The sequence below is a fragment of the Denitraticella aggregata genome (genome assembly GCF_048158365.1).
Classification (GTDB): Bacteria; Pseudomonadota; Gammaproteobacteria; order Burkholderiales; family Rhodocyclaceae; genus Azoarcus_F.
The window spans coordinates 213,731-231,086 of sequence record NZ_JBLLNL010000001.1 but is presented as its reverse complement, the minus strand read 5'-3'; the positions used below and the strand labels follow the sequence as shown (position 1 = coordinate 231,086).

Sequence of the window (17,356 nt, the reverse complement as noted above, 5' to 3'; positions counted from 1 at the left end):
AAGTGTAAAGGAAAAATGCTTGACATATTCGACTGGAGTGCAACTTTGCCCCCCCGTATAATCTCTAACCCATCTGATTCACTGGATTCTTGATGCGCTGGTTTCTCTATCCCTTCGCGGCGCTGTGCGTCGCGCTGGTGCTCGCCCTGGCCACGCTTGCAACGGTGGTCGTGCTCGCTTGGCCCAAACTGCCTACGCTCGAGGCCCTCACGGATTATCGCCCCAGCATTCCGCTGCGAGTATACACGGCGGATGGCGACCTGCTGGATGAGTTCGGTGAAGAACGCCGCGCGCTGGTCAAGATTCAGGATGTGCCGCCGATCCTGACGAAGGCCATCCTCGCCGCCGAAGACGAACGGTTCTATGAACACCATGGCGTCGATCCGATCGGCATCGCGCGTGCAGCGATCGCCAACTTCACGTCGGGCGAGCGCGGCCAGGGTGCCTCGACGATCACGATGCAGGTGGCGCGCAACTTCTTTCTGTCCCGTGAGAAGACCTACAACCGCAAGCTCTACGAGATTCTGCTGTCGCTCAAGATCGAGCAGAACCTGTCCAAGGACCAGATCCTGGAGATCTACATCAACCAGATCTTCCTCGGCCATCGCGCATACGGCTTCTCGACCGCTGCGCGGACCTATTTCAGCAAGCGTCTGGACGAACTGACGGTGGCCGAAGCCGCGATGCTGGCCGGCCTGCCCAAGGCCCCCTCCGCCTACAACCCGATCTCCAATCTGCGTCGAGCGACCATCCGTCAGCAGTACGTGCTGCGCCGCATGCTCGACGCCGGTTTCATCGATGCGAACACCTTCGAACAGGCGCGCACGGAACCATTGACGCTCGCCCGGTCGAGAACCCCTGCCCGGGAGACCAGCGGGGATTTCGTGGCCGAGATGGCTCGCCAGATCGCCGTGGAGCAGTTCGGCGAGGACGCCTATGTGCTCGGAATCAGGGTGATCACGACGGTGACGAGTGAACAACAGGCCGCCGCGAAACGGGCGGTGCGCAAGGGTGTCATGGACTTCGACAGACGGCGCGGCTACCGGGGGCCCGAGGCCTTCGTGGATCTGTCCGGCGTGGCAGACGCCGACGAGGAACGCCTGGTCGACGCCTTGACCGATCATCGGGATCTGGATCAGCTCCTCGCGGCAATCGTGCTCGAAGCCTCGCCCAAGGAGGTCAAGGCCTACCGCAATGGCGAAGTCCTGAAGATCACCGCCAAGGGACTGACATTTGCAGCGCCGATGCTGGCCGAGCGCGCCCCCCAGACCCGTCGCGTACGCCGCGGCGCAATCATCCGGATTCAGGACAGGGGCGAGGGTAACTGGGAAATCGTGCAACTGCCCGAGGTCGAAGCCGCCCTGGTGGCGATCGACGCGAACACCGGGGCGATACGGGCGCTGGTCGGCGGTTTCGATTTCAACCGCAGCAGTTTCAACAATGCGACGCAGGCGATCCGCCAGCCCGGGTCCGCCTTCAAGCCCTTCATCTACTCGGCAGCGCTGGAGCGCGGATTCTCGCCCGCCCACTATGTGGAGGATGAACCGCTGTTCTTTCCGGCCGGCGTGACCGGCAGCAAGGACTGGGAACCCAAGAACTACGACGGCAAGTACGAGGGGCTGATGACCGTGCGCGACGCGCTCGCGCGCTCGAAGAACCTGGTCTCGATCAGAATCCTGCAGTCGATCACCCCCATCTACGCCCAGGACTACATCAGCCGATTCGGTTTCGAGCCGTCGCGCCATCCGGCCTATCTGACGATGGCGCTGGGCGCCGGTTCGGCCACCCCATGGCAACTGGCCACCGGATACGCCGTCTTCGCCAATGGCGGCTTTCGCGTCGAACCCTATATCGTGAGTGAAATCACCGACAGCCAGGGTCGCACGCTGGCGAAAGTCGATCCACCGGTCGCCGGCCAGAGCGCACCGCGCGTCGTCGATCCGCGCAATGCATGGCTGATGGATTCGATGCTTCAGGACGTGGTCAGGCGCGGCACGGGCGCTCGCGCCAAGGCGCTCGGGCGCAACGACCTCGCCGGCAAGACCGGCACCACGAACGACTATGTCGATGCCTGGTTCGCCGGCTACAACCCGGATCTGGTCGCGGTGAGCTGGCTGGGATACCCGCAGCCGCGAAACCTCGGGCGAGGCGAAACCGGCGGACGCGCGGCACTTCCGATATGGATCGACTACATGGGCGAAGCGCTGAAGGGCATGCCTGAGAAATCCCGTCCACAGCCTCCGGGCCTCCTGCCGATCCAGCATGAAGGCAGCACGCAGGTGGACTATTACTACCGGGAAAACCCGCCGCCCGAGCCACCCGCCCCGACCCTGCCCGACATCCCGGAGCTGCGCTATTTCATGACCGAGCAGACGCCGTGGCAGAGCCAAACCGGAGCGGCCCCCGTAGCGCCGGCTCCGGTCGAGGAGCGCTCGTTCACGCCCGTCCGGCCTTGACCCGTGTCACTCCGGCCGCAGACTGACCGCGTGGCCGGATTGCTCCTCGACCAGTCGCGACAACGTGGCATAAAGCTCGGCCCCGTCGCGACCGGCGATCCAGCCCTCCCCATCCGGACGGAAATGGAAGCCGCCGGAACGGGCAGCGATCCAGATCTCGCGTGCGGCAGTGTGCCGGTTGATGATGATCTTGCTGCCATTGTCGAATTCGACTTCGAGCACGCTGCCGGGTTTGGGCTCGATATCCAGTTCGACACCGCAGGCTTCGAGCGCAGCCTCGATCCGCATCAACTCCGCGTCGGCAAGATCGTTGAAGACGGTCTCATCCATGGCCACTCCTTCTGTTAACATTCGTGTTTTTGACCGGCACAGCCATGCGAACCCTGTTGCTAGCGAGCGCACTCGGATGCGCGTTGACCCTCACCGCCTGTGGTATCCGCGGACCGCTCTTCCTGCCGCAAGTTCCGGAGGCACCTGCTCGTGACGCGCCGTCGTCGAGCACCGATCATAGCAAGCAACCGGGCACGGAAAGCGCATGAAACCGGAATTCACCATGCCCACGCTGCAGGCTGGCAGCGCAGGACTGCAGGTCGAACAGGTCCCGCTGGTCGAGATCGCCGAACGCTTCGGCACGCCGACCTATGTCTATTCGCACGCAGCCCTGTGCATCGCCTACAGGGACTACCAGCGTGCGCTGGCCGGTCGCAATGCAACCGTCTTCTATGCGGTCAAGGCCAATTCCAGTCTCGGCGTGCTGTCTGCGTTCGCCCGGCTCGGGGCAGGCTTCGACATCGTGTCGGGCGGCGAATTGATGCGGGTGATCGCTGCCGGTGGTGATCCCCGCAAGGTCGTTTTCTCCGGTGTCGGCAAGAGCGCGGCCGAGATGCGCCAGGCACTGGAAGCCGGCATCCACTGTTTCAACGTCGAATCCGAAGCCGAGCTCGAGCGTCTGGACGAGGTTGCGGGCAGGCTCGGCAAGACGGCGCCGATCGCGCTGCGGGTCAATCCGGACGTCGACCCCAAGACCCATCCGTATATCTCCACCGGTCTGCGCAACAACAAGTTCGGCGTCGCGTTCGACGAGGCGATGCGCCTGTACGAGCGCGCCGCGAGCTTGCCACACATCCACGTCAGCGGCATTGCGTGCCACATCGGTTCGCAACTGCTCGACCCGGCCCCGATGGTCGAGGCGACGCGCAGGATTCTGGCGCTGGTCGATCGCCTGAAGGCCTGGGGTATCACGCTCGAGCACATCGATCTCGGCGGCGGGCTTGGCATTCGCTATCGTGACGAGACCCCACCCGCGGTCGACGACTATCTGGCGCCGCTGCTGCATCTGCTCGACGGGCGCAGCGAGCAGCTCTGTTTCGAACCGGGCCGCTCGCTGATCGGAAACGCCGGCTTGCTGCTGACCCGTATCGAGTATCTGAAGCCGGGCGCGGAGCGCAACTTCGCGGTGGTCGATGCGGCCATGAACGACCTCGCCCGTCCGGCACTGTATGACGCGTATCACGAGGTTGTCTCGGTCTGTCCTCGCGACCTCGCGGCCCATGCCTACGAGGTGGTCGGTCCGATCTGCGAGAGTGGAGACTTTCTCGCGCATGACCGAAGGCTCGCGGTCGAACCGGGCGATCTCCTCGCGCTGCTGTCGGCTGGCGCCTACGGGATGACGATGAGCTCCAACTACAATACCCGGGCACGGGCGGCCGAGGTGATGGTGATCGGCGACCAGATGCACCTGATCCGCGCGCGCGAGACCATAGAGTCCCTCTATGCGCTCGAGTCCCGACTGCCGGCCCGTTGAGTCCTCGCGCCAGTGATGTCCGGCACCGCTTCGAGACACCCTGCCCGTGCATGTGCGGCCCTGGACGTGGGTCGATCCGAGTTGGGAACGCTGACATGAGCAGGGTGTTGAATCTTGTGGTCGCGATGCTGGCGATCGCGTGGATGTCGCTCAGCCATGCGGCCACGTTGCCGCCTGCGGTCGCGCAAGCGCTCGCCCGCGCCGGCATTCCGGCATCCAACGTGTCGGTCTGGGTCCAGCCGGTCGAGGGCAAGACCCCGACCCTGAGCGTCAACGCGGACAAGCCGATGAATCCGGCCTCGGTCATGAAACTCGTGACCGCCTTCGCCGCACTCGAGGAACTGGGACCGGCTCACACCTGGACCACGCGCATCGAAACGACTGGCACGGTGCGCGACGGCGTGCTGGACGGGGACCTGCTGATCATCGGCGGCGCGGATCCGGTCCTGAGCTACGAGCGCGTATGGAAACTGCTCAGACAGGTGCGCGCGATGGGCATCGCGTCCGTTCGCGGCGATATCGTGCTGGACGGCTCGGCGCTGGCCCTGCCCGCCCACGATCCGTTCGCCTTCGACGGTCGTGGCTTGCGTCCCTACAACAGCGGGCCGCACGGACTGATGTTGCATTTCAACACGCTATTGCTGTCGCTGCAGCCGGCCTCCGGCCCCGGTGCGCCGGTCGGCGTCGTGAGCAGTCCGCCGCTCGCCGGTCTCGGCATCGACAACCGCATCGTCACGGAATCGGGGGCGTGCGGCGTGTGGCATCGCAATCTTGACGCGCGCGTCGAGTCCGCACCGGGCAACACCCGGCTGGTTCTGCTCGGAGGATTGCCGGCGAGTTGCGGACCGCGTACCTGGAGTGCGGCCCCCCTGCCGCCCGATGCCTTCGCCGCCGCGGTGATCGCAGCCCTGTGGCAGGAGGTCGGCGGGCGACTCGGCGGCACCGTCCGAAGCGGTCTGGCACCCACCGGCGGCACATTTCTTGTCAGCGACACGTCGCCTGCACTGGCCGAGGTGGTGCGCGAGATGAACAAGTGGTCGAGCAATGTGATCGCCCGCCAGCTACTTGCGAGCATCGGCCGGCGCACGCCCGCGTCATTGGACATGATCGCGTCAGGTGCGACACTTGCGGTCGGAAGCCTGGCGCGCGCCGGCATCGAGACCAGCGGCATGGTGATCGAAAACGGGGCCGGCCTGTCCCGCATCGAACGCATTCGTGCCGACAGCCTCGGCACGCTGCTGGTCACCGCATGGCGACGCCCGTTCATGCCGGAATTCATCGCCGCCCTGCCGATGGCCGGCATCGACGGCACCGCGCATCGCCGCCTGTCCGGCAGCCCGGCACGCGGCCAGGCACACATCAAGACTGGCACCATCAACCAGGTGCGCGCGATCGCCGGCTATGTGCTCGATCGCGACGGCCACAGACATGCGGTCGTGATGATGGTGAACGACCCGAAGGCACCCGACAGCCAGGCGGCACAGGACGCACTGGTCGAGTGGGTGTGGGCGGGCGGCTGAACCTCAGTCCGGATCGGGCATCGTGCGCCCATTGACCAGCGCCCACCAGCCGCGGATGATGCGATACACCACCCAGATGCTGGTCGCCAACAGGATCACCAGCCCGGGCAGCACTCCGACGATGCTCACGATGCCGATCAGGGCGATCACATACCACAGCAGCGCGAACCAGAAGGTGCGGATCTGCCATCGGAAATGGCTTTCCAGCCAGGTGCCACGCACCGCCGAGCGTTTCACGTAGTTGATCACCACCGCGACGACCGACGGAACGCTGGCGAGGAAGCTCACCAGGATCGCGACCGACCCGACGAGACCGGACAGCAGCGCGAACGCGTGCAACCCATACACGACGTGAGTGACCAGCAACAGGCTCTCGAACGAATCGGACTTGCCGTCCCCCGGTCCGCTCACCCGGGTCATGTCCCGGTCCGCGCGCTGGTCGCTCACAGTCCGAGTTCTTCCCACATCGCGTCGACCCGGCGCTTGACCGCGTCGTCCATCACGATCGGCCGCCCCCATTCACGTGCCGATTCCCCCTGCCATTTGTTGGTCGCATCCAGTCCCATCTTGCTTCCCAGGCCCGCGACCGGACTGGCGAAATCGAGATAGTCGATGGGCGTGTTGTCGACCAGCACCGTATCGCGGGTCGCGTCGATCCGCGTCGTCATCGCCCAGACCACCTCCTTCCAGTCACGAATATCGACATCGTCATCGACAACGATGATGAACTTGGTGTACATGAACTGGCGCAGAAAACTCCAGATGCCGAACATCACCCGCTTGGCATGTCCCGGGTACTGCTTGCGAATGCTGACCACGGCCAGCCGGTAGGAGCAGCCCTCGGGCGGCAGGTAGAAGTCGACGATCTCCGGAAACTGCTTCTGCAGCAACGGCACGAACACCTCGTTCAGCGCCAGGCCGAGCATGGCCGGCTCATCCGGCGGCTTGCCGGTATAGGTCGAATGGTAGATCGGGTTCCTGCGCATCGTGATGCGTTCGATCGTGAACACCGGAAACTCGGACACCTCGTTGTAATAGCCGGTGTGGTCGCCATAAGGCCCTTCGGGGGCCATGTCGCCCGGCTCGATCACGCCCTCCAGCACGATCTCGCTGGACGCGGGCACCTGCAGGTCGGAGCCGATGCATTTCACCAGCTCGGTCTTCGCGCCGCGCAGCAAGCCGGCGAACTGGTATTCGGACAGCGAGTCGGGCACCGGCGTGACCGCCCCCAGTATCGTCGCCGGGTCGCAACCGAGCACCACCGCGACCGGGAAGGGTTCGCCCGGATGCGCCTGCTGGTGATCCCGAAAATCGAGCGCGCCGCCGCGATGCGCGAGCCAGCGCATGATCACCCGGTTCGGCCCGAGGACCTGCTGGCGGTAGATGCCGAGATTCTGGCGCTTCTTGCCCGGCCCGCGTGTCACCACCAGGCCCCACGTGATCAGCGGCGCCGCATCGCCCGGCCAGCAATGCTGGATCGGAAATTGCGACAGGTCGACGTCGTCGCCCGACCAGACCACTTCCTGGCAAGGCGCCGAGCGCTGAACCGAAGGTGCCATGTTCAGCACCTGCTTGAACACCGGCAATTTGTCCCACGCATCCTTCAGACCCTTAGGCGGCTCCGGCTCCTTCAGGAACGCGAGCAGCTTGCCGACCTCGCGCAGCGGCGTCCGCCAGTCGCGCTGCGGACCCGGATCCTCACCCATACCGAGGGCCACCCGTTCCGGCGTGCCGAACAGATTGGCCAGCACCGGAATGCGCTGCGGCACGCCCCGCGTCACCGGTTTCTCGAACAACAGTGCCGGCCCGCCGGTACGCAGCACCCGGTCCGCGATCTCGGTCATCTCGAGATGCGTGTCGACCTCACGTGCGATCCGCTTGAGTTCGCCGCGTTGCTCGAGTTGTGCGATGAAGTCGCGCAGGTCCTTGTACCGCATTTGATCTCCGTCGGAATTGGGGAGCGGATGCGCCGCATAGGTCGCGGCGCGGCCGAAGTCAGCGATGGCGATTGATCGCGTCCCGTGTCGCGAGCGCCACTTCCCGCGCCGCGTCGGCGAAATCCTCGCCAGCGCCCGCGTACAGGATCGCACGCGAGGAATTGATCATCAGGCCGACGCCGTCATCGCTGCGGCCGGCCCTGACGGTGGCCTCCACATCGCCGCCCTGCGCGCCGACGCCCGGCACCAGCAGGGGCATGTCGCCGACCAGTTCCCGAACGCGACGGACCTCCTCCGGATAGGTCGCACCGACCACCAACGCGCAGTTGCCGCTGACGTTCCATTCCTCGGCGACCAGACGGGCAACCCGCTCGAACAGGCGCTCGCCGCCTCCGACGTCGAGGAACTGCAGGTCGCTGCCTCCCGGGTTGGAGGTGCGGCACAGCAGGATCACCCCCTTGTCCGGACGCGCGACATAGGGTTCGATCGAATCGCGCCCCATGTACGGATTGACCGTGATCGCGTCGGCCCTGAAGCGTTCGAAGGCCTCGATCGCATACTGTTCGGCGGTACTGCCGATATCGCCGCGCTTGGCGTCCAGAATCACCGGCACGCCGGGATGCGCCGCATGGATGTGCGCGATCAGCGCCTCGAGCTGGTCTTCGGCCCGATGGGCGGCGAAATACGCGATTTGCGGCTTGAAACAGCACACCAGGTCGGCCGTCGCGTCCACGATCCCGCGGCAGAACTCGAATATCGCATCCGGCCTGCCGCTCAGATGGGCGGGAATTCGCGAGGGATCGGGATCGAGACCGACGCACAGCAGGCTGTTTCGCTGTCGCCACGCCGTCTTGAGGTCGCGCATGAAGTGCATCGAAGCGGGTTCCGTGGGTTGGGGCGGATTGGAGATCCTCGATCCGGTAGCCGGACGGTTCGAAAGGTCGAGCGATGGACTGCGGGAGTCCGGATGATAGCCGGATGATCCCCCGCCCGAAAGCGAAGGGGGCTGACTGCAGCCCCCTTCAGCCGAAAAACGCGCAGTTGAACAACGGTTTCAGGAACCGATGCCCAGGATCGCCATCGCCTTGGCGAGCGTATCGACCGACTCCTGGTGCTTGCCGGCCTTGTGCAGTTCCTCGCCCTCGGCACGCAGGCTGTTCACCTCCGCCATCTGCTCGCTGCTCAGTTGCGGATTCTGCGCCAGCGCATCGTCGATCTTCTTCATGTCCGCCGGGCAATGGAAAGCGAGTGCGGCCGACGACATCGCCATCGCGAACAGGCCAATCAGTATGTTGCGCTTGATCTTCATCGTGTCCTCCTTGGGGAAGTGCGGGATCGATCCCGCAAGCGGTGGACCGCGAACGCCCCAGGACGTTTCAGTGAGCCTCGCATTGCATGGAAAAAATGGGCCCGCCCCGTCCCGAGCGCCCCGCCCCGAGCGCATGACGGGGTCCGACCGGATGCGCAGGTGACGCGCTCAGCCCGCTGCAAAAGACCACCGGTCCAGCACCAGCGCGACGAAGATCGCTGCACCCAGCCAGTTGTTGTGCAGAAAGGCCTTGAAACAACGCGGTCGATCGCGCTGACGAATCAGCACATAGTGATAGAGCGCGATGCCGGCGGCGACCACCAGGCCCACATGAAACAGCGGCCCCAGGCCGGCCAGCACCCCGGTCAGCGCCAGCAATGCGAGAGTGATCGCATAGCACAGCATCACCGCCGCGACATCGAAGCGTCCGAACGTGATCGCCGCACTCCTGATTCCGATTTTCAGGTCGTCCGGGCGGTCGACCATCGCGTACTCGGTGTCGTAGGCAACCGCCCAGAACACGTTCGCGAGCAGCATCAGCCAGGCCAGTGGCGGCACCGCACCCTGAACCGCGGCGAAAGCCATCGGGATGCCGAAACCGAACGCGATGCCGAGATAGGCCTGCGGAATCGCGAGGAACCGCTTCGTGAACGGATAGCTGGCCGCCAGGAACAGCGCCGGCAGCGACAACCACAACACCAGGGGGTCGAGCGGCAGCACCAACAGCAAAGCGAGCAGGCACAGCAACGTCGCGAGCACCACCGCCTCGCGGACCGTGACGGCGCCGGTCGCAAGCGGTCGGGCGCGGGTGCGTTCGACATGACCGTCGAAATGCCGGTCGGCAAAGTCGTTCATCACGCAGCCAGCCGAACGCATCAGCACGGTCCCGAGCACGAAGGCGAACAGGATGTACGCCGTGGGAACACCGTCGGCCGCAATCCACAACCCCCACAGCGTGGGCCACAACAACAGCAGGATGCCGATCGGCCGGTCGAGCCGCATCAGCCGGACATAATGCGGAAACCGTTCGGAAAGACGATACAGCGACGATGTCATGCAGGAAGATCCAGAATGGCCGGCAGAAAGACCTCGGTGACCAGCAGATCCCGGCCGGATTGTCGAAAGCGCGAGCGCCTGGCCCACAGCCGCTCCGGTCGATCGGGCAGTCCGGCTATAGCCGAGGCCCGATGATAGCGCGCATCACGTCCATCCAGCGCGGTCGACTCGAGCGGAAGCCGTTCGATGCGGGGATCCGCGAAAAGCGCCGCGCCCAAGGGTCGCCCACCGATGCCCCTGAACAGGCGCCACCGCCCGCGCAGGCTCCGGAGCGTCAGAACCGAACGCGCGTAGACGACGACCCGCTCGTCGGCGACCAGCAGCACTTCGCGCACCCACACCCGCTCATGGCCCCGCACGCTCAGCACTGCCCGATCGTCGAGCATCGCTCGCCCCACGTATTGCCCGAGCACGACGACGCGAAAACGCAGGCAGCGCTCGACGATACGACCGGTCAGGGACCCGGGATCGGTCAGCCAGGGCCGCAAGCCGGGCGGCACGCGAGTGCGCGGCGGATGCTGTCTCCAGCGAGCAGAGGATCGCATTTTCAGCTGGTGCAGGTCTTGAGCCGGGTTTCGCATAAGCGAGAGGATACGCACCGGTTTGCCGACATGCACGGCAGAAGCGTCGGCGTCCGATCGGCCCCGGTACGCCCGGAGCTTGGTCAACTCGGCCTGGGCCGGCTCATCAAAGGGCCCGAACCCTGGGTTTGCTCCGTCGCCCGGTCAAGCGGTGACCGCTTCGCCGGGCGCGCGCCGCAACCACTGCTTCAGGTCCTCTAGCAGCGACAATAGCGCAGGGATGAAAAACAACACCAGCACGGCGGAGAAACCCAAACCGAACGCGATCGACGTCGCCATCGGAATCAGGAACTGCGCCTGCAGGGATCGCTCGAACATCAGCGGCATCAGACCCCCGATCGTCGTCAGGGACGTCAGCAGCACCGCGCGCAGGCGCCCGCAGGCCGCGCCGATCAGCGCATCGCGGATGTCGTGGCCCTTCTTGCGCAATTCAGTGAAGAAAGTGACCAGGATGATCGAATTATTGACCACGATGCCGGCCAGCGCGAACAGGCCGAACATCGACAGGATGGTCAGGTTGATGCCCAGCACCCAGTGGCCGAAGATCGCGCCTGCCAGCCCCAGCGGAATGGCGGCCATCACCACCAGCGGCCAGCTCCAGGACGCGAACGACCACACCAGCACCAGATAGATCAGCCCCAGCCCGAGGATCAGGCCGGTTCGCATGTCGCCCAGCGTCTCCCGCTGATCGGCGGCACGCCCCTGAAAGCTGTACTCGACCCCATGGCGCAGCGCGAGCTGCGGCAATGCCTCGCGCAGCAGCTCGGCCTGGATCGCATTGGCATTGGTCTGCGCGACATCGACCTCGCCCGAGACCTCGACTGCGAGCCGGCCGTCGGCATGGCGCAAGGCCTCGAAACCGCGCCTGGACTCCCATCTGACGGCCGTGGCGAGCGGCACGAAGCGCCCGCCCGGCACCTCGACCACCATGCGCTCGAATACGTCCAGTCGCTCGCGTTCGTCCCGCGGCAGCATCACGCGGACTTCGAACTCGTCGCGCCCGCTCTGCACCAGTTGTGCCAGCATGCCGTCGAAGGATGCACGCAACTGCCGTCCGAGACTCTCGGTGGTCAGGCCCAGCGCCTCACCGGATGGTGTGAGCCGATAGACGAGCTGCTCCCGTCCGAACGGCATGTCGTCCTCGGTGTCGGTGACGCCGGGGATGCTCTTCAGCGTTTCGGCCAGGTCCAGCGCAGCCGCCTTCAGCGCATCGGCATTGTCACCGGTCAGGCGAACGGTCAGATCCCGTCCGGGCGGGCCCGCCTGGCGCGCGGTGAAGGTCAGGCTCTCCAGCCCGGCCGCCTCGCCCGCCTTCGCGCGCCACGTGGCGAGGAAACGCTCGTTGCGCACATCGCGCTCGTCCGGCGGAGTCAGCTCGACCATGATCGCGGCGAGCTGATCCCCGGTGGCACCGCCGCTCGCGCCGGTCCCGGCCGAACCGCCAAGCCGCGACACTGCGGTCCGAACCAGGCCGCCACCCAGTTCGGCCTCGGTCTCGAGCAGCGCGCGCTCGAGCTGGCGCAGATACGCATCGGTGTGCGCCCGCGGCGTGCCCGCGACGAAACCGGCGTTGGCATAGACGATCTGGCCCTCGGGCGTCGGAAAGAACACGAAACTGATACGTCCGCCGGCGATCAGACCGACCGCCAGGATCATCACCGCCAGCGTGATCGCGACCGTGGTGCCACGCCATTCGAGCGCCAGCGTCACCAGCGGCCGGAAACGACGGTCGCGGAAGTGCTCGAATGCGGCGTCCAGTCGCTGGCGTACCTTCGACGTGTGACGCGCGGCCTCCCCGCTCAGCGCGCTCTTCAGATGCGCCGGCAGGATCAGGAAGCTCTCCATCAGCGCCGCCATGATCACCATGATCATCACGAATGGAATGTCGAACAGGATATTGCCGATGATGCCGCCGACCATCATCAGCGGGATGAAGGCCGCCACCGTCGTCAGCGACGCCGCGACCACCGGCCAGAACATGCGGCGCGCGCCGCCGAGCGCCGCCAGCTCCGGACCTTCGCCCATCCTGCGATGGGTGTCCGCATCCTCGCTGACCACGATCGCATCGTCCACGATCACGCCGAGCGCCATGATCAGTGCGAACAGGCTCATCATGTTGATCGAGCCACCGAAGAACAGCATCAGCCCGAGGGTCGCGAGAAACGCGGTCGGGATGCCGACCATCACCCAGAAGGCGACCCTCGCCGGCAGGAACACGTACAGCACCAACACCACCAGCAGCAGACCGCCGACACCGTTCTTCACCAGCAGCTGGATCCGGTCCCGGATCAACTCCCACTGCGTGTCGAAGACCTCGAGCGTGATCGTCGGTGGCAGCGTCGGCGTGACCTCCGCCAGCCAGTTTTCGAGCACGCGCGCCGCCTTCAGCGAATGGCCGGTCTCGGCGCGCTGCAACTGCAGTTCGATCACCGCGTCACCGGCCTCGGACAGCGCCAGCGCACCGGGCCGGGGCTCGCGCGTCACCGTCGAGATCTCGCCCAGTCTCACCAGCCCGCGAGCGTCGCTGACGATAGGCAGCGTCTCGAACGCGAGTGGGTCGCGACGCTGCTCCAGCCCGCGGATGTCGCGCGCCCCGTCCTGCTCGCCGGCGACGCCGGCCGGGACATCGCGCGCCAGACTGGAGACGCGCTCCCCGATCTCGGTCAGTGACAGGCCCAGCGTCTCGAGCGCGGCCGACGGCACCTCGATCGCGATGCGCTCTTCCGGAAGCCCGGTGATGTCGACCCGGTCGATGCCGGCGGCGAGCAGTTCGCTCTCGAAGCGACGCACCCAGGGCCGCAGCTCCTCGACGCTGCTGCCACGCACCAGCAGCCGCGCGATCGGATCGTAACGGCTGACGCGGCTGACCTGCGGCGTCTCGGCGTCCCTGGGAAGATTGCGGAACTCGTCCACCCGCTGACGCGCCTGATCGAGCGCGAGCAGCGCGTCGGTGCGCTCGTGCAGTTCGAGCGTGATACTGGACACCCCCTGCGCAGACGTGGAGGTCATGCGTTTCAGGCCGTCGATGGTCTTCAGGCGCTCTTCCAGCGGTGTCGTGATCCCGATCTCGACATCCTCGGCCGAGGCGCCGCTCCAGACCACCCGCACGCTGATGATGTCGAGCGCAAAAGTGGGAAAGAACTGCACGTTCATGCGGGTCACGCCGAGCACGCCGACCACTAACGCGAGCAGCATCAGCACATTGGCCGCGACGCGGTGGCGCAGCAAAAGCGGGATGACGCCCTGCTTCATCGCATGTCCACCGCGCCCGCCGCCGGCCCCGCATTCGCCGTCGCGTCGATCGCGAGCCCGTCAATCGCATTCGGCAGATGGGTCACCATCACCCGCGTGCCCGCGTCGAAACCCGGTATGTGCACCAGCATGCGGGGCGCGTTGTCGACACGGTGCTCGCCGATACGCACGACCCGAAGGCCGACCAGGCGTTCGTCCGCGTCGACCGCGTAAATGCGATCGCCGCCATGCAGGGCCGAGAACGGAAGCGACAAGGCTTCGGCGACCGCCGGGCGCTCGAGCAGCGCGTTGACGAACGCGCCCACGGGCACGCCTTCCGCCTCGTCGAGCTTCAACATGATGTCCACGCCCCGTGCATCGGCCTCGCCACCGATCCGCTCCAGCCACGCGCTCAGGACCCGGGAACCGAACTCGACGCTCGCATCCAGCCGCTCGCCGGCATCCAGCGCCTTGCGCAGCTCGGCCGCGTAGATCGCCGGCAGCCTCGCCCGCAGGTAGATGCCCTCCGACGAGTACAGTGTAAGCAGGGTCTGACCGGCCTGGACCTGATCGCCGGCAGCGACTTCGACCCGTGCGACACGCGCATCGAAGGGTGCGACCACTTCGCCGCGTTCGACGTCCCGCTCCACCTCGGCCAGACGGGCACGCAACTGCCCCAGACGTGCAGGATGCTCGGCGATCGCCTGCTCGCGCATCGAAATCGAAAGCCTGACCCGCGCGACTTCCTCGCGCGCCTGATCGGCGGCGCTCTCCGCACCCATGCGCGCCGTCGAAAGGGTTTCGAAGCGGGCGAGCTTGGCCTGTGCGAGTTGCAGCAGTTCCCGTTCCTGAGTGAGCGCGTCCCGGTCATGTCGCGCGCGGATCAGCTCACGCTCGACATCGGCGCGCGCCTGCTCGAGCCGTGGCTGCAGATCGCGCGGATCCATGCGCGCCAGCACAGTGCCGGCCGCGACGCCATCGCCGTCGCGCACGTTGACTTCTAGGATCCGGCCCGCAACCGGGGCAGCGGCACGAATGCGATCGGGTGCCTCGACCTGACCGTAGAGCGTCAGCGTCGGACGGTGCGCAGCCGGCGTGACCGACTCGACCGCCACCCGCCACACCCGTTCGCGCGCCTCCACTGGCGGAGGTTTGGGGCGGCTCGCCTGCAGCAGCATGAATCCGCCGATCGCGGCGGCGAGGATGAACAGGGCCAGTAAACGGCGCATTACGAACGTCCTGCATAGAAAGACCGGTCCGAACGGTGTAGCAAGCAGGCGGGCCTACCGCCGCCCCACCCGGTCCGGAATAAGCAATCGATGATACACCCGCGCTATACTCAGGCCCGCAACAATCCAGCGCGGCCGCCGAGCCAGCGCGCCATCAGGCACTCCGCTTGAGCCGGCGCTTCGCTCAGCAGGCGCTCCGCTAAGGCACGTGCCGGCGCGATCAGTTCCCGGTCCGCCTCCAGATCGGCATAGCGCAGCAGGGGCACGCCGCTTTGCCGCGCGCCGACGAACTCCCCCGGCCCGCGGATGCGAAGGTCCTCGCGCGCGATCACAAAACCGTCCGAATGCTCGAAGATCACCTTGAGTCGCGCCCGTGCCGTCTCGGACAGCGGTTGGGCATAGATCAGCACGCACACCGATTCGGCGGTCCCGCGACCGACCCGCCCGCGCAGCTGATGCAACTGCGCCAGCCCGAAGCGCTCCGCGTGCTCGATCACCATCAGACTCGCGTTGGGCACGTCCACGCCGACCTCGATGACCGTGGTCGCGACCAGCAGATCGATCGTTCCGGCCGTGAACTCCGCCATGACCGCGGACTTCTGCGCCGGCTTGAGCCGGCCATGCACCAGACCGATGCGCAGGCCGGGCAGGCTGGCGGTCAGCGCGTCGAAGGTCTGCTGCGCGGTCTTCAGCTGTAAGGCCTCGGACTCCTCGATCAGCGGGCACACCCAGTAGGCCTGACGTCCGCCGGCACAGGCGTCCCGAATTCGCGCGATCACCTCGTCGCGCCGGGCCTCGGACACCATGCGGGTCGCGACCGGGGTCCGCCCGGGCGGCAGTTCGTCGAGCACCGATACGTCCAGATCGGCGTAATGGGTCATCGCCAGCGTGCGTGGGATCGGTGTAGCCGACATCATCAGCATGTGCGGATGACGGCCGCCGGTCGCCTTGTCGCGCAGAGCCAGCCGCTGTCGAACGCCGAACCGATGCTGTTCATCGACGATCGCGAGCCCGAGCAGGGGCATCGCGACCGGATCCTCGATCAGCGCGTGGGTGCCGACTGCCAGCGACACCTCTCCCGAAGCCAGTAGGGCAAGCTCGGCCGCGCGCTCGCGTTTTTTGCGACTGCCCGACAGCCATGCCACCCGAACGCCAAGCGGCTCGAGCCAAGTCTGCAGTTTGACGTAGTGCTGCTCCGCGAGAATCTCCGTCGGTGCCATCAGTGCCGCCTGATACGCATTCTCGGCAGTCTGCAGCATGGCCAGCGCCGCCACGATGGTCTTGCCCGACCCCACGTCGCCCTGCAGCAGGCGCTGCATCGGGTTGGGTGCGTCCAGGTCATGCGCGATCTCGCTGAACGCACGCCGCTGCGCCCCGGTCAGCGCGAATGGCAACGATGTCAGCAAGGCGTTGGTCAATCGCCCGCGCGGGGGCAAGGCCACCGCGGTACGCGCCCGGCGGGCATTGTAGGCGCGGCGCAGCGACAGCTGCTGCACCAGCAACTCCTCGAACTTGATCCGGCGCCAGGCCGGATGATCACGCGTCTCGAGCGCGGTCGGGTCGATGTCGGAGGACGGATGATGCAGCGTGCGCAGCGATGCGTCGAAACCGGGCAGCGCGAGTGCCTGCAACACATCGTCGGGCAGCAGCTCCGCATCGTCGGCCTCGTCGAGCGCCCGGGCGATCAGTTTCCTCAGCGCCGACTGCGCCAGCCCGGCCGTGGTCGGATACACTGGTGTGAGCGCGTCGGGCAAGCCTTCACCTTCGCTGACCGTCCGCACCCGGGGATGAATCATCTCGTCGCCGAAGAAGCCGCCCCTGACCTCACCGAACAGGCGCACGCGGCGGCCGGGTTCGAGCTGCTTTTGTTGCGACGGGTAGAAGTTCAGCCAGCGGGCGACCATCGTGCCGGTCGCATCGCGGATGCGCGCGACCAATTGACGGCGGGGCCGCAACATCACGTCGCAGGACACGACGTCGCCCTCGACCTGCACCAACGCCCCTTCGCGCGCGTCGCCTACAGCCGTCAGACGGGTTTCATCCTCGTAGCGCAGCGGCAGGTGCAGGCGCAGATCGGCCGGCCCGTGGATATCCAGTTTGCCCAGACGCGCAGCCAGCTGCGCACCGACTCCCGGCCAGCTTGTCGATGCCCGGCCGGGTTCGCGACCGCCCGCGCCGCCCGCAACCGTGGACGTGCGTCGGACGCCAGGCTGATCTGCCGTCACAGAATCGC

Annotated in this window: 14 protein-coding genes; 4 read left to right on the top strand and 10 right to left on the bottom strand. The window is 66.3% G+C overall.

Annotated features, from left to right (window positions below; translation table 11 throughout):
* Positions 1-92 precede the first annotated feature (92 nt).
* A complete protein-coding gene (locus tag ACKVEX_RS01125; RefSeq protein WP_473213834.1) occupies positions 93-2,456 on the top strand; it encodes a penicillin-binding protein 1A in 2,364 nt (787 codons plus the stop codon).
* Positions 2,457-2,462: 6 nt separating this feature from the next.
* On the opposite strand, the gene cyaY is transcribed toward ACKVEX_RS01125, so the two are convergent.
* Positions 2,463-2,786 carry an iron donor protein CyaY gene (cyaY, locus tag ACKVEX_RS01120; protein ID WP_473213833.1) on the bottom strand — a complete coding sequence of 108 codons (324 nt, stop codon included), beginning with the start codon at positions 2,784-2,786 and terminating at the stop codon, positions 2,463-2,465.
* A 44-nt stretch (positions 2,787-2,830) separates the two neighbouring features.
* On the opposite strand from cyaY, the gene lptM reads away from it, so the two are divergent.
* The 3 genes from lptM (at position 2,831) to dacB (ending at position 5,780) form a co-directional block, all read left to right on the top strand.
* The gene (gene lptM / locus ACKVEX_RS01115) at positions 2,831-2,995 is read left to right on the top strand and encodes an LPS translocon maturation chaperone LptM (RefSeq protein ID WP_473213832.1); all 165 of its coding nucleotides are present in this window, start codon (positions 2,831-2,833) and stop codon (positions 2,993-2,995) included.
* The gene (lysA, locus tag ACKVEX_RS01110; protein ID WP_473213831.1) at positions 2,992-4,260 is read left to right on the top strand and encodes a diaminopimelate decarboxylase; all 1,269 of its coding nucleotides are present in this window, start codon (positions 2,992-2,994) and stop codon (positions 4,258-4,260) included. The genes lptM and lysA overlap by 4 nt, the downstream gene beginning before the upstream one ends.
* 95 nt (positions 4,261-4,355) lie before the next feature.
* Positions 4,356-5,780, top strand: coding sequence for a D-alanyl-D-alanine carboxypeptidase/D-alanyl-D-alanine endopeptidase (dacB, locus tag ACKVEX_RS01105; RefSeq protein ID WP_473213830.1), 1,425 nt, complete (start codon positions 4,356-4,358; stop codon positions 5,778-5,780).
* Positions 5,781-5,783: 3 nt separating this feature from the next.
* Here dacB and ACKVEX_RS01100 read toward each other — a convergent pair whose 3' ends face one another.
* The 9 genes from ACKVEX_RS01100 to recG all read right to left on the bottom strand — a co-directional run bounded on the left by ACKVEX_RS01100 (position 5,784) and on the right by recG (position 17,348).
* Complete coding sequence (locus ACKVEX_RS01100) at positions 5,784-6,227, bottom strand: DUF4870 family protein (protein ID WP_473213829.1); 444 nt, start codon at positions 6,225-6,227, stop codon at positions 5,784-5,786.
* Positions 6,224-7,717 carry a 4-hydroxy-3-polyprenylbenzoate decarboxylase gene (gene ubiD / locus ACKVEX_RS01095; protein WP_473213828.1) on the bottom strand — a complete coding sequence of 498 codons (1,494 nt, stop codon included), beginning with the start codon at positions 7,715-7,717 and terminating at the stop codon, positions 6,224-6,226. Before ubiD ends, ACKVEX_RS01100 begins: the two co-directional genes overlap by 4 nt.
* Positions 7,718-7,775: 58 nt before the next feature.
* Complete coding sequence (gene pyrF / locus ACKVEX_RS01090; protein WP_473213827.1) at positions 7,776-8,591, bottom strand: orotidine-5'-phosphate decarboxylase; 816 nt, start codon at positions 8,589-8,591, stop codon at positions 7,776-7,778.
* A 180-nt stretch (positions 8,592-8,771) separates the two neighbouring features.
* Positions 8,772-9,026, bottom strand: coding sequence for a hypothetical protein (locus ACKVEX_RS01085; protein ID WP_473213826.1), 255 nt, complete (start codon positions 9,024-9,026; stop codon positions 8,772-8,774).
* Between the two features lie 168 nt (positions 9,027-9,194).
* A complete protein-coding gene (gene ubiA / locus ACKVEX_RS01080) occupies positions 9,195-10,082 on the bottom strand; it encodes a 4-hydroxybenzoate octaprenyltransferase (RefSeq protein WP_473213825.1) in 888 nt (295 codons plus the stop codon).
* Entirely contained in the window at positions 10,079-10,627 is a 549-nt protein-coding gene (locus ACKVEX_RS01075) for a chorismate--pyruvate lyase family protein (protein ID WP_473213824.1), read from the bottom strand. The genes ubiA and ACKVEX_RS01075 overlap by 4 nt, the downstream gene beginning before the upstream one ends.
* Positions 10,628-10,807: 180 nt before the next feature.
* A complete protein-coding gene (locus ACKVEX_RS01070) occupies positions 10,808-13,915 on the bottom strand; it encodes an efflux RND transporter permease subunit (RefSeq protein WP_473213823.1) in 3,108 nt (1,035 codons plus the stop codon).
* A complete protein-coding gene (locus tag ACKVEX_RS01065; protein WP_473213822.1) occupies positions 13,912-15,123 on the bottom strand; it encodes an efflux RND transporter periplasmic adaptor subunit in 1,212 nt (403 codons plus the stop codon). Before ACKVEX_RS01065 ends, ACKVEX_RS01070 begins: the two co-directional genes overlap by 4 nt.
* Positions 15,124-15,233: 110 nt before the next feature.
* Positions 15,234-17,348: an ATP-dependent DNA helicase RecG gene (recG, locus tag ACKVEX_RS01060; protein WP_473213821.1), complete on the bottom strand. Its 2,115-nt coding sequence runs from the start codon at positions 17,346-17,348 to the stop codon at positions 15,234-15,236.
* Between the last annotated feature and the right edge of the window lie 8 nt (positions 17,349-17,356).